Here is a 12,905-nt window from a genome sequence, read left to right on the forward strand (position 1 = left end):
AGTACCGACATGGCGGCAACGAAAAGTCGGCTCCCTCACCAATATCAGGCGCGGAGGGTCATCGCGGTTACGCGGCGCTGCTCCCTACCGCCAGAGGTCTGCACTTCCGCTGCTCGGCGGTTCGTTGGGAGGGATAGTAGGTTCGCCGTCGGCGGGCAGACGGACGCCGCGTTCGGCGAGCCAGCTCACCGGGTCGAGGGCAGCACCGGATGCATCGGCCACCTCGAAATGCAAGTGGGGGCCGGTTGAGTTACCTCGGTTGCCAACCGTGGCAATGGGTTGGCCGACCGTGACCGGAGCCGCTACCTCGATGAGGTTGTCGTCGTTATGGCCGTAGGTGGTGACTGTTCCATCGGCATGTCGGATACGTACCCACAATCCGAAGCCTTGGGCAGGGCCGGAGTTGATCACTTCGCCGTCGGTGACCGCGAAAATCGGCGCGCCGAGGTCGTTGCCGATGTCCATGCCCTGATGACCTCGACCGTCACCGAAGGTGGAGGTGATTCGACCATTCGTCGGAGCGACTACGGACCCCGGCGACGGCGACGAATAGACGGGTGGACCGTTCGGTGCGGGATGCGGGGTCGCAGGATCGTGGGGACGCATCTCAAATGCCAGCAGCGCCAGCAACCGCCCGATCGGTAGCGCGTCGACAACCAGTTCGGCGGCTGCTCGTCCCGCACTGAGAACGGCGGCAAAGCAACCCACCGCAGTGATGGGGTCATCCGTTGGCTCCGACGGCTCGACTGGGCGCGCACGATCGGCCAGACATGTGCTGACGGTCCGGATCTCGTCGGCTAGTTCCCCCATCGCCGGCCCCCCCAAGGATGCCGAGATCGTCTCGGCGACCAGTTGGGCGAACTGCTGGGCCACATGGGTGTCATCTGCGTCGGCGCGCGCTCGAGCGTCAAGCGAGAGGCTCAGCAGAACCGCAGCAACAATTCCCACGGCCCCCAGCCTCAGACAGGGCCGTGCAACGCCGCAGCGGCGAATGAGGGACGACATAGGCATGCCAGCGAGACCTTCCGGAGACGGGCGCGACGCACTGACGTTCAGCACCGCACGCCAGGTGCACATGAGGCCCCGATTGGCAGCCCTCCGTTCGAACCATAGGCCCCACAGGTCACAGCAGTAACACGATCCGGTTGAGCGTCAGTCGCAACTGGCGGCCTCTATTACTAGGGAACGTAGTTGCAGATAAGCAATGATGCCCAGCCTCGGGACCTCGACCGAATCAAGCGTAATCACAGCTGAGCGCACCGATACGTCAGATGAACGCGGCAGAACCCTCGCCGCGGGACGTGGGCCTACGGGCCGGTGCAGATCGCAAAAACTACGGCTATGTTGACAACGCGAACGTTAATCTACCACGCTGCGTAGTAGATCAAGGTCAAGGAGCGCTGGTGCAGCAGGAGAGAAGGCGGGTATCCGCGGTGCGGGCGGCGGTCCTGGCGCTGATATGCGTGGTGCCGTGGGTAGCGACGGGTTGTGGTAGCGCGGGCGACGACGCCGTTGCGCAGGGGGGAACCTTTCAGTTCGTCTCGCCCGGCGGGCAGACGGTCATCACCTACGACCCGCCCGCGAGCCGTCAGAGGATCGCTGACGTCTACGGCCCTGACGTGGTGACCGACCAGACCATCGGACTCGACGACTTCGCAGGCAAAGTCGTCGTCATCAACGTCTGGGGTTCGTGGTGTGGACCCTGCCGGGGAGAAGCCGACGACCTCGAACATGTCTACGCCCAGAACAAGGCCTCGGGAGTCGAGTTCCTCGGTATCAATCTGCGCGACAACCGGCAAGCGGCGAAGGACTTCATTATCGACAGAAAGGTCGCCTTTCCCTCGATCTACGACTTTGCCGGTCTGACCCTGGCTGCGCTGACCACCCCAACGTCGGTGGTGCCGACCACCATCGTGCTCGACCGCGACCACCGTCCGGCCGCGGTGTTCCTCAAGGCCATCACCGCCGACGAACTCGGGTCAACAGTTCAGCGAGTTCTCGCTGAGCCTGTGGCACAACCCCAATGACCCCACAGTCGGTCGAAGTGCAGGCTGCGGTCGGCGAGACGTTTGCCGACCTTGTCGCCAGCGGTCCGCTCCTGCTGGCGCTGCTCGCGTGCGTGATCGCCGGGCTGGTGTCGTTCGCCTCACCGTGCGTGGTCCCCCTCGTTCCGGGGTATCTGTCGTATCTGGCTGGCGTGGTCGGCGCCGAGGCGCCTGCGGTGTCGGTGGGGGAGTCGAACAAGCGGGGTCGTTCGCGTGTGGCGCTCGCCGCAGGCCTGTTCGTCCTCGGTTTCACCGTGGTCTTCGTGGCAGCGACCGCCACCGTACTCGGAGTCACCACCACTTTCGTGGTGAATCGTGAAGTCCTCCAGCGCATCGGCGGCGTGGTCACCATCATCATGGGCCTGGTGTTCATCGGGATGGTGCCGACACTGCAACAGGAACGACGGTTCGCCCCCCGCCGCGTCTCCAACATCGCCGGCGCTCCGCTGCTCGGCGGGGTCTTTGCACTCGGGTGGACCCCATGCCTAGGGCCCACGCTCGCGGCGGTCATTGCTACGGCCAGCGGCACCGAAGGTGCCACCGCAGCCAAGGGCGTCGCGCTGATCGTGGCGTACTGCGCCGGCCTGGGTATTCCTTTTGTCGTGCTTGCGTTTTCCTCGGCATGGGCGTTGCGCAGCCTCGGCTGGTTGCGGACCCACGCCCGCATGATCCAGATCGTCGGCGGCGCCATGATGATCGCGGTAGGTATCGCCTTGATCACCGGCCTGTGGGATCAATTCATCGTGTGGGTCCGCGACGCGTTCATCACCGATACCCAACTACCCATCTGAGGCCCGTAGTGGCGGCGCCGGTTCGACGGTCGCAGCGGCCACAGGTTTCCGGTCACCGCACCGTCACGAGACCCACCACCACCGGCATCACGCCGCCGACGTCGGGCCATCTCAGCACATCCCGATTCAGTCGTGACGTGATCCGCCGGTTCCGTTCCGCCCCGGTCTGTCATATAGTCACATGCGCATGTATTGATGTATGTGGACAGCGTAGCCATCTGGGTGTGGATGAGAGGGAGTACGACGCATGGGAGCCGGACACAATCACGGACCAACCGACCCCGCATCCAGCGACTCGTCGCTGCGTGTCCGGCTGGCGATCGCGTTTGCTCTGACGGGGATCATCGTCGTGGCCCAGCTTGTCGGGTCGGTGATCACGGGAAGTCTTGCGCTGCTGACCGACACCGCACACGCCGCGACAGATGCGATCGGTTTAGCGGTTGCGCTCGTCGCAGCAACCGTGATGCACCGCCCGGTCAGCAAAACCCGCACCTGGGGACTGCGGCGCATCGAGGTCATCGCCGCTCTGGGGCAGGCCTCGCTGCTGCTCGCTGTGGGCCTCTACGCTGCTGTCGAAGGCGTACGACGACTGTTCTCGCCACCCGAGGTGCCCTCGACCGAACTCCTGCTCTTCGGAGTCATCGGACTCGTGGCGAACATCGTCGCCATGCTCGTGCTCGCCTCGGGACGCGGCGCCAACTTCAACATGCGAGCGGCGTTTCTGGAGGTCCTCAACGACGCACTGGGATCGCTGGGTGTGATCGTCGCCGCAATCGTCATCGCTACCACCGGTTTCCAACAAGCTGACGCGCTGGCCGGGTTGTTCATCGCCGCGCTCATCGCACCCCGCGCCCTCAAACTCATGGCCGAGACGACGCGGGTGCTGATGGAATTCACCCCGAAAGGGATCGATCTCGACGACGTCAGGGCCCACATCCTCGAGATGGACCGTGTGCACGACGTGCACGACCTTCACGCATCGACGGTGGCCACGGGCCTACCGATCATCAGCGCTCACATTGTGGTCGATGACGACTGCTTCCAGGACGGCCACGCCCCCACCATCTTGGATGACATCCGGACCTGCGTGGCGACTCACTTCGCCATCTCCTTCGAGCATTCCACCTTCCAGCTCGAGACCAGCGCCCAGCGCCACCACGAGGAAGCGTTAGCCACCCATCACCCGTGAAGGATCACATCGGCGTCACACCACACCTGCGGTCTGGGCGAGTGCAGATCTCTGCTACACGAGTCTGCCGTCTCGGGCCGGGCGCTACCGCGGAGGTGTCACATCAGCGTCGACCAGTACCACCAGAAACGGTGGGCGATCAGGGCGATCACTGTCAGCACCCACACCAGCGGTACCACGGTGTGCACCGTGAGGATCGCATCGAGGGCTCGGCGCGCTGCCCCGGGTGGGCAGAAATGGTCGGCATTGCGCAGGCTCACATACCAAAAGGCAACCACGACAACCACCCACACGGCCATGCAGTACGGACAGAGCGCGTTGATTCGGTACAGGCTCTGGAGGATCAGCCAGTGGACGAACACCACCGCACCCGTCAACCCACTCTGCAGCCCGATCATGACCCAGGTGGGCGGTCGGCTCCCCATCAGGACCGCGACAGCAATCAGCGCGGAGAAGCCGGCAATTCCGAGCAGTGAGTTGGGAAACCCGAAGACGACCGCCTGGGGGGTGTCCATCACCGATCCGCAATTGACGATCGGGTTGATACTGCAGGTCGGTGTGTACGCCGGATCGGTTGCCAGTTCGAACTTTTCAACCGTCAGCGTGAACGCAGCGATGAGCCCGATACCTCCGCAGACCGCAAGTATCCACCCGAGCAGTCGCGGAGACACGGGGAATCGTGTCACTGGCGCCGAGGGTGAGGATGGCGAGGCCTGGCGGGGTGGTGGTGGGACGGTCACTGGCGTATTGCGGATTCGAGCGCCGAGCTCAGATCGTCATAGCTCTCGGGTTTGATCAGTTCATCGTTGATGAAGAAGGTGGGTGTACCGGTGACACCCAGCGCTTTGCCGTCAGCGACATCGCGGTCGACAAGTTCGCGGGTGGCCTGCGAGTTGTAGTCGGCGGCGAATCGATCCATGTCCAGACCGAGCTCCTGGGCATAGGAGAAGAACAGATCATCCAGCGGTACCCGCTGCTCACCCCAGCTGCGTTGGGTGTCGAACATCTTGCGGTACATCGGTTCGAACTGGCCTTGCTCGGCCGCGGCAGCCACGGCCCGTGCCGCGCGGTCAGCGTTGAAATGCCCGGGGAGCGGGAAGTAGCGGACCACGAAAGTGACCTGATCGCCGTATGTTTGGCGAAGCTGCTCCACCGCCGGGTATGCCGCCCCGCACCCTTCACATTCGAAGTCCAGGAATTCCACGAATGTTGCCTTGGACTCGGTCGGAGTCGATAGACGTGGGGAATCATCCCGTACCGTCATGCTCGCCTGGGCGGCAGCCTGTTCGCTGTCGGCGGCCCGGGACACCACGAACACCACTGTCAGCGCCAGGCAGAACACGAACACCACGGCGAGTGAGATCTTGACGGTGCGGCTCACCGGGGCACCCTCGACTCGAGTCGAATCTTCAGCGCTTGACCTGCCACGATGTTCACTCCCGTCAAACTACTACTACGTTAGCTAGTAGTTTACAGGCGCACGGCCCCGACCGGGCGACCGCGGGCGGATCGGTGCGCTCGACAAACTTCGGTGAGGGGTGCGGTGCGCGGTGGCGAGTTCTTCGGGTGCTCAGCGGGCCGGTGCGTCGTTTCCACCGATGCTTCATCCGGTGCTGCGCAGCGCTGCTGCCGTCGGCGCCGGCGGCATGCTGTACCTGAGTTTCCCTCCGCGTCAGCTGTGGTTCCTCGCCCCGTTGGCTATTGCGGTTCTGGTGGTGACGCTGCGGGGGCGGTCGTTGTGGGCGGCATCCGGCTATGGCTATCTGGCTGGGCTGGGGTTTTTCGTGCCTTTGCTGCCGTGGGTCGGCATCTATGTGGGTGCGGTGCCGTGGCTGGTCTTGGCAGCAGTCCAGGCGGTGGCGTTCGGGATCTTCGGGGCGTTGGCAGCAGCACTGGGCAGATGGCGCGGCGCGCCGGTGTGGTTGGCAGGCGCCTGGGTGGCAGTCGAAGCTGTTCGTTCCCGGATACCGTTTGGCGGTTTCCCCTGGGGCCGAATCGCATTCGGTCAACCGGACGGGTTGCTCCTGCCGTTGGCGGCGCTGGCCGGCGCGCCGGGGTTGTCGTTCGTTGTGGTGCTGCTCGGCGCGGCCCTGGCCGCGGCGGCGGGGGCCGTGGTCCGCCGGCAGCCTCAGACGTTGGCCGGGCCTGCGGCCACGGTTGCCGTGATTGGACTGCTGGTGTGGACGATGACGCCCGCGGGGGGAGGCGATGACGCGGGGGAGCGGGCGGTGACGGTGGCAGTGGTGCAGGGCAATGTGCCGCGGCTGGGGTTGGATTTCAATGCTCAGCGACGCGCAGTCCTCGACAATCATGTCCAACGCACCCTCGACCTGGCAGAGGAGATCCGCTCTGGGCGGGTCGTGCGTCCCGATGTGGTGGTGTGGCCGGAGAACTCATCCGACATCGACCCGTTCGGTAACCGCGATGCTGCGGCGCAGATTGATCGTGCCGCGCGGGCGATCGGGGTGCCGATCCTGGTGGGAGCGGTGATCGCCGGGAGCAACGGCACGTCCCGCAACACATTGGTGGTGTGGGATCCGGTTACCGGTCCTGGTCAGGAGCACGACAAACGTCAGCTGGTGCCGTTCGGGGAGTACTTGCCGCTGCGGGAACTGATGACACAGCTGTCGTCCTACGCCAGCCGGGCCGGCAACTTCGTTCCTGGCACAGGCAATGGTGTCGTCGATCTTGCAGGTGAACCGGTGGCGGTAGCGACCTGCTACGAAGTCGCGTTCGACGATCTGGTGACCGAATCGGTGCGCGCCGGCGCGCAACTGATCGCCGTACCGACCAACAACGCGACGTTCGGGCGCACCGAGATGACCTACCAGCAACTCGCGATGTCGCGGGTGCGGGCAGTCGAGCACGGTAGGGCGGTAGTCATCGCAGCAACCAGTGGGGTGAGCGCGGTCATCGAGCCTGATGGGACCGTTGCACAACGCACAGCGCTGTTCACCCCCGATGTCCTCATCGCGCGGGTGCCGCTGAGGACAACGACGACCCTGGCGACGCGGATCGGAGCAGCAGGAGAAGGGATCTGTGCTGCCGCGGTCCTGGCGGCACTGGTTGTACGCACGTGGAGATCACGCCAACGAACCTGACGCGGCCGTGGTGCCCTCAGTGGCGTTCGCGATGAGACGTTGGCGAGCTACTCGGTGTGTCATCGGCGTCATCCGACGGGCTCGAACAGCAGCTGCACCCTGGTTCTGTTGTGGCAGCACAACTCGTGCTGGTCGCCGCGCCGCGGAATCGTGGAGTCGGCAGCAGGGGCGCCTCGGGCACCGGCCGTGGTTGATCGGTGGTGGTGGCTGATACCGGGGCGCAACAGGCGTCGCCTGTGTCGTGGTAGGCCGCCACCGAGATGTTGAGCTTGCCGGGGGTTACCCGGGGCACGGCGCCAGCGCCTGGCAGTGCTTTCGTCCGGGCGGCGCGAATCGCGTTGGCGATCACCAGCACTTCTGCGAGTTCGTGGACGAAGACCACTGTGGCCAGGCCGAGGACGCCCGTGGCGGCCAGCGGAATCAGAACACCGATGATGGCCAGAGAGAATCCTATGTTCTGCACCATGATTCGGCGTGCGCGCCGAGCGTGGGACAGCACTTGCGGGAGATGGCGGAGATCTTCGCCCATCAACGCCACATCGGCGGTTTCGATGGCGACGTCGGTACCCATCGCTCCCATCGCGATTCCGACATCGGCGGTGGCCAACGCTGGGGCGTCGTTGACGCCGTCGCCGACCATGGCGATCGCCTGCCCGCGCGCCAGCGTGGGCAGCAAGTCGGCTTTGTCTTCGGGAAGCAGTTCGGAATGGACGGTGCTGATTCCGGCCGCCGTGGCCAAGGCGTGTGCGGTGCGATCGTTGTCCCCGGTCAGCATGACCGAGTTGACACCCAGCGCCGTCAGCTGAGCGACCGTTTCAGCGGCCTCGGGGCGAAGCTCATCGCGGACGGCGATGGCGGCGACGACGGTGCCATCGCGTTCGATCAGCACGACGGTGGCACCGTCGCTCTGCAACCGGGTGACCTCGCCGGCGAGCGCGCCAGGATCGAGCCACCCGGGTTTGCCCAGGCGCAGTTGCTGTCCGCGTATCTGGCCGGTGAGTCCGTGACCGGCGATCGCGGTGACGTCCTCGGCAGGTGAGTCCAGGGCAGGTGCGGCCGCGAGAATGGCGCTCGCCAGCGGGTGCTCGCTGCGTGCCTCGAGCGCGGCGGCATAGGACAACGCGTCTTCGCGGGTGATCTCGGGTGTGCTCACCACGGCGATGACCTCCGGAGTGCCGCGGGTCAAGGTGCCGGTCTTGTCCAGTGCGACGACGCGGACCCGTCCCAACTCCTCTAGTGCAGCACCGCCTTTGACCAGTGCGCCATGGCGGCTGGCGGCGCCGATCGCGGCGACCACCGTCAGCGGCACCGCGATCGCTAACGCACACGGGGACGCGGCAACGAGGACTACCAGGCCGCGTTCGAGCCACAGCAGGGGATCACCGAGCAGCGCACCGATACCTGCCACGAGCGCCGCGAGCACCATGATGGCGGGGACCAGGGGGCGGGCGATGCGGTCGGCGAGACGTTGGCCGGCGCCTTTGCGTTCCTGCGCTTGCTCGACGATGTGAACGATGCGGGCCAGGGAACTATCCGCGGCGCGGGCGGTCACGCGGACTTCGATCGCACCGCCACCGTTGATGGCGCCGGCGTAGAGCAAGTCGCCCGGACCCGCCTCCACCGGAACAGATTCGCCGGTGATCGCCGACATATCCACGCTGGTAGTGCCCGCGGTGATCGTCCCGTCGGTCGACGCGCGCTCACCGGGACGCACCACCAGCACATCGCCGATGATCAACTCATCAGGGGACACGGTGATCTCGCGACCCTCACGAATCACCGACGCGGTCGGTGGAACCAGCGCGAGCAGTGCCCGCAGCCCGCGCCGGGTCTTGGTGACCGCGTAATGCTCGAGTCCTTCAGCGACCGAGAACAAGATTCCCAGCAGCGCAGCCTCGGGTATTTGGCCCAGCGCCACAGCCCCGATCGCGGCGATCGTCATCAGCGTTCCGACACCGATGCGCCCGTGGCGCAGCGACCTCAGCGTCGACGGCACGAACGTTGAGGCAGCGACGACGACCGCGACCAGTTCCACGACGATGCCCGCGGTCTCTGACAGAGAGCCTCCGATGATCCAGCCGAGCGCGAGGAACACTGCTGCGGCGGCGGCGAAACGCAGCTCGCGCACCTGCCACAACCGAACCGGGCCCTGATCGACCTCGGCGTCGAGGTCGGCGGGATCTGATGGTCCGCAGCATGCGTCAGCCATGAGCTCGCCCCTGCACTGTGGCCGCCGCCGATGACGTCGTCGTGGCTGGTACGGAGACACATGCAATCGCTAGAACGGCTGTCACGAGAGCGTGGCCGGAGGGGGTCAACGCGTACATCACCAACCGTCCGTGCCGGCGCCCGGTCACCAGGCCGGCGCCCTTGAGTAAGCGCAGATGGTGCGAGACAAGGTTCTGCGCCAGGCCTACCACCCACGCGAGGTCGCAGACGCATAATTCCTCGCCCGACAGCAACGCCGTCGCTACACGTAGCCGGGTGGGATCACCGAGTGCGCGAGCTCCGGCGGCGGCACGGTCGACCGCGGTCACCTCGGGTAGCGCAGTCCGGATAGTTTCTGCGTGCGGCAGATCGAGGCACAGCAGGTCGCATGTGTCCACCGACTCCTGAGTCATATCAACATCCTTACGTTCATTGATATGGCCCATTGTAGGCGCGCCGGCGCGAATACCTCAACACCCATCGATATGGCGAGTTGGCGTCGACAAGCTCCAGCCCGGCGGGGGGCGCCTAGGTGTCGGTGTTGCCCTTCTTCCACTGTGACCACGGGATGTTCCAGTCGCCGAGTCCATCGACTCCCGAGAGCGTGTCGGCGTTGGTGTTCTTGACCGTGACGGGGTCACCGCGCAGGGTGTTCTTCACGAGCCATTCCGCGTCTGCGGGACTCAGGTTTGGGCAACCGTTGCTGACGTTGCTGTTGCCTTGCGCCGACATCGACCACGGTGCGCCGTGCATGTAAATGCCGCTGTAGGACATTTGCACCGCCCATTGAACGGGTGTGCGGTATCCCGCTGCGGACTCGACAGGCACTCCGTAGGTGGACGAGTCCATGATGATGTGCTCGACGCGATCTCCGATCATGTAGATGCCGCGGGGCGTCGGAGTGCTGTCTTTGCCGAACGAGGTCGGCATCGTGCGGATGACCTTGCCGTCTCGTTTGACGACGATCGTTTTGGTGTTGTCGTCGGCAACGATTTCCTGAGCTCGGCCAATCGTGAAGTCGTAGGACAAGTTCTCGTCGCCGTAGAGCCCGTCGCCGAGATCGACTCCGTAAATGTTGACGGCGACACTGACTTTGGTGCCCGGTGTCCAGAAGCGTTCGGGCCTCCACCGGACCTCAGAGTCGCTGATCCAATAGAACGCACCCTGCATCTGGGGGTCAGACGACACGGTGATCGCCGCCTGTGCCTTCTTTCGGTCAGGGATGGGATCGGCGAACCGCACGCCGATCGTGTGGGCGATCCCGACGGTTTTCTCGCCGAGAATGGCCGCGCTGGTCAACGATTCCGGTGAGGTCGTGGTGAAACGCTGCGAGACGACCGATCGACCGCCCACGCCCACGGCCTCGGCTTGAACCACGTATCGCTTCGAATACCCCAGGGGCTGGGTGCTTGTCCACGTTGAGCCGTCCTCGCTCAGGGAGCCCGCCAAGGGACGGCCGCTGGCTGTGGGAATACGGACGTTAGTCAACGCGCCGCGACTGGCCGTGACAACAATAGGAAGCCCAGGTTCGACAACCGCGTTGGGCGCAAGTCGCCCGCCACCTTCAGTGGCCACAGCGATGGAAGGGTGTGTGATGTCGGCGAAGCTGTCAACGGCCCGAATCTCGTTGCTGTAGACGGCACCTCCGGTCGAGCTGCACGAGGTCAACACCATCACCACCGCCGTCAGCGTTGCGAGCATCAGCAGTCGCGGGATACCGGACCGGACCGACCCGCGGCATTCACGAGAGCCCGAGCACTGCGGCTGCCCACCGTGAGTCGATCGGCGATCACGTGGCTCTTCGGTAGCTCGAGTCCCTCTTACGCGGCCCATCGATTGTCGAACCCTCCCACTCGGCGCTGGACTAGCTTTACTAACCACGATAGTAGTTGAAGGCTGTGCGCTCCTTTACCCGCTGCACCGCGTGAGAGAAGGTTCGAAACGTCTTCGTGGTGGGCCACCGCCGAGCCACCACGTCGACCTCACTATTGCCGTGTGGCGACACCCAACAGGTAATCCCCGCCGATGCGTGTTTGCCACCGCTCGCCGACGTCGAGACCGTGGTGGGACAACTCGTGCAGGAATTCACCGGCGGTGAACCGATCCTCGCTCGGATGGTCAAACAGCACTTGGTAGGTCGGCCGAGCAAGGGCGGTCGCGGTGACCTCGTCAAAGAAGAACCGCCCACCCGGTTTGAGTACGCGGGCCACCTCGTCCAAGGCTTCCCGCCAGTTCGGGATGTGGTGAATGATCGCGAAGTCGAAGACTGCGTCATAAGTACCGTTCTGCCCTCCGCCGACGTCGTGAAATGCTGAACGCAGGTCCGTTGCGCTACCTCGGGCGAGGTGTGCCCTGCCGGTGTGTCGGCGCAGGCGGTGGCGAGCGCGAGAAATCATCGCCGGATCGAGGTCTACCGCGTCGACGCGCGCGGCGCCGAACTCGTCGAGGATCAGCCGGGTGCCGTAACCCGACCCGCACCCCAGCTCAGCAACGTGCGCTCCCGGGGTCCGTCCGCCCAACGCGGTCAATACACGCGCCTCGTAGCGCTGCAGCCACCGCCGGGGCGGCGAGTTCACCAGAACAGTCTCCACGCGGTTCATCAACATTGTTGACCACCCTCCCTCATTCATCGGCGGAGACCGCTTATTATCGTCTGGTGACGATCAATAGCATGGATGGGTGTCCCACGTCGAGAGCCGGAACGAATGTGGACGCGGCGGTGGCGTTGTTTCACAGCCTGTCCGATAGCACCCGTTTGTCGATTGTGCGTCGTCTTGCCGGCGGGGAGGTCAGGGTCGCCGACCTGGTAGGGGAGTTGGGTTTGGCGCAGTCGACAGTGTCGGCGCATGTGGCATGTCTGCGCGACTGCGGGCTCGTTGAGGGACGCCCACAGGGTAGGCAGGTGTTCTACCGCCTCACTCGGCCCGAGTTGATGGATCTGCTGGCCTCGGCGGAGACCCTGCTGGCGGCCACTGGTAGCGCGGTAGCGCTGTGCCCGAACTATGCCGGCGACGCCGCCGCAGCGTCAGCGAGTTCTACCCCGGCTGGAGCATTTACGTGACCGACGCGACGCCGGCAGTGACGAAAACACTCCACCCCCGAGGCGTTCTCTTGGTCCTGGTTGTCGTGGTGACCTCCGTCGGGCTGGCAGTCAACTCCTTCGTTGTCAGCCGACTCACCGAGGGCAGTACGGCCGATCTGGGAGTGCTCCAATTGCGGTTAGCGTTCAACCCCGGTGTTGCATTCAGCCTCGGTGATCAGCTGCCCAGCTGGGCCATACTCGCCGTGGCCGGGTTAATCACCCTCGCACTGGCCGGCTACGCAGTGCACGTCGCACCCGACGCGGGGGTCGCCGGCCGGATCGGATTTGCTGCAGTCCTCGGCGGCGCACTCACCAACCTGATCGACCGCGCCGCCGACGGCGTCGTCACCGACTACTTCCATACCGGCTGGTTCCCCACGTTCAACCTCGCGGACACATTCATCACCATCGGCGTCGTCCTGATCGTGCTAGATGTGTTGCGGCAAGAATGGTCAGCTCCGCGCGACGCCTAGGGGATCGAACCGTCGC

The 12,905-nt window shown here is 64.9% G+C and carries 13 protein-coding genes; 6 read left to right on the top strand and 7 right to left on the bottom strand.

Going from position 1 to position 12,905, the window contains the following annotated elements:
• Positions 1-84: 84 nt before the first annotated feature.
• The gene (locus GR168_RS12745; RefSeq protein WP_223258965.1) at positions 85-948 is read right to left on the bottom strand and encodes a M23 family metallopeptidase; all 864 of its coding nucleotides are present in this window, start codon (positions 946-948) and stop codon (positions 85-87) included.
• 323 nt (positions 949-1,271) lie between these two features.
• Between GR168_RS12745 and GR168_RS12750 the strand changes: the two genes are divergently transcribed.
• The 3 genes from GR168_RS12750 (at position 1,272) to GR168_RS12760 (ending at position 4,025) form a co-directional block, all read left to right on the top strand.
• On the top strand, positions 1,272-2,027 hold the full coding sequence (locus GR168_RS12750; protein ID WP_343212993.1) for a TlpA disulfide reductase family protein: 756 nt from the start codon (positions 1,272-1,274) through the stop codon (positions 2,025-2,027).
• Positions 2,024-2,836: a cytochrome c biogenesis CcdA family protein gene (locus GR168_RS12755; RefSeq protein ID WP_127964027.1), complete on the top strand. Its 813-nt coding sequence runs from the start codon at positions 2,024-2,026 to the stop codon at positions 2,834-2,836. The genes GR168_RS12750 and GR168_RS12755 overlap by 4 nt, the downstream gene beginning before the upstream one ends.
• Before the next feature lie 247 nt (positions 2,837-3,083).
• Entirely contained in the window at positions 3,084-4,025 is a 942-nt protein-coding gene (locus GR168_RS12760; RefSeq protein WP_127964025.1) for a cation diffusion facilitator family transporter, read from the top strand.
• A gap of 98 nt (positions 4,026-4,123) precedes the next feature.
• On the opposite strand, the gene GR168_RS12765 is transcribed toward GR168_RS12760, so the two are convergent.
• Together GR168_RS12765 and GR168_RS12770 are read right to left on the bottom strand one after the other, a co-directional pair.
• On the bottom strand, positions 4,124-4,696 hold the full coding sequence (locus GR168_RS12765; protein WP_159371922.1) for a vitamin K epoxide reductase family protein: 573 nt from the start codon (positions 4,694-4,696) through the stop codon (positions 4,124-4,126).
• Positions 4,697-4,761: 65 nt separating this feature from the next.
• Entirely contained in the window at positions 4,762-5,406 is a 645-nt protein-coding gene (locus GR168_RS12770; RefSeq protein WP_127964021.1) for a thioredoxin domain-containing protein, read from the bottom strand.
• A 217-nt stretch (positions 5,407-5,623) separates the two neighbouring features.
• Between GR168_RS12770 and lnt the strand changes: the two genes are divergently transcribed.
• Positions 5,624-7,126, top strand: a complete 1,503-nt coding sequence (gene lnt, locus GR168_RS12775; protein ID WP_159370893.1) for an apolipoprotein N-acyltransferase — start codon at positions 5,624-5,626, stop codon at positions 7,124-7,126.
• Between the two features lie 16 nt (positions 7,127-7,142).
• Here the strand turns inward: lnt and GR168_RS12780 are convergent, their stop codons facing one another.
• The 4 genes from GR168_RS12780 to GR168_RS12795 form a co-directional block, all read right to left on the bottom strand.
• Positions 7,143-9,335: a cation-translocating P-type ATPase gene (locus GR168_RS12780; RefSeq protein ID WP_159370894.1), complete on the bottom strand. Its 2,193-nt coding sequence runs from the start codon at positions 9,333-9,335 to the stop codon at positions 7,143-7,145.
• A complete protein-coding gene (locus GR168_RS12785) occupies positions 9,328-9,747 on the bottom strand; it encodes a metalloregulator ArsR/SmtB family transcription factor (RefSeq protein WP_011161129.1) in 420 nt (139 codons plus the stop codon). The genes GR168_RS12780 and GR168_RS12785 overlap by 8 nt, the downstream gene beginning before the upstream one ends.
• Positions 9,748-9,862: 115 nt before the next feature.
• The gene (locus tag GR168_RS12790) at positions 9,863-11,035 is read right to left on the bottom strand and encodes an Ig-like domain-containing protein (RefSeq protein WP_011161128.1); all 1,173 of its coding nucleotides are present in this window, start codon (positions 11,033-11,035) and stop codon (positions 9,863-9,865) included.
• 284 nt (positions 11,036-11,319) lie between these two features.
• Positions 11,320-11,910: a class I SAM-dependent methyltransferase gene (locus GR168_RS12795; RefSeq protein WP_311199297.1), complete on the bottom strand. Its 591-nt coding sequence runs from the start codon at positions 11,908-11,910 to the stop codon at positions 11,320-11,322.
• Between the two features lie 80 nt (positions 11,911-11,990).
• On the opposite strand from GR168_RS12795, the gene GR168_RS12800 reads away from it, so the two are divergent.
• Positions 11,991-12,395: a metalloregulator ArsR/SmtB family transcription factor gene (locus tag GR168_RS12800; protein ID WP_074848398.1), complete on the top strand. Its 405-nt coding sequence runs from the start codon at positions 11,991-11,993 to the stop codon at positions 12,393-12,395.
• Complete coding sequence (lspA, locus tag GR168_RS12805) at positions 12,326-12,889, top strand: signal peptidase II (protein WP_238994894.1); 564 nt, start codon at positions 12,326-12,328, stop codon at positions 12,887-12,889. Before GR168_RS12800 ends, lspA begins: the two co-directional genes overlap by 70 nt.
• Positions 12,890-12,905: the final 16 nt, after the last annotated feature.

The organism is Gordonia sp. JH63 (assembly GCF_009856645.1).
In the GTDB taxonomy this organism is placed as follows: Bacteria; Actinomycetota; Actinomycetes; order Mycobacteriales; family Mycobacteriaceae; genus Gordonia; species Gordonia hongkongensis.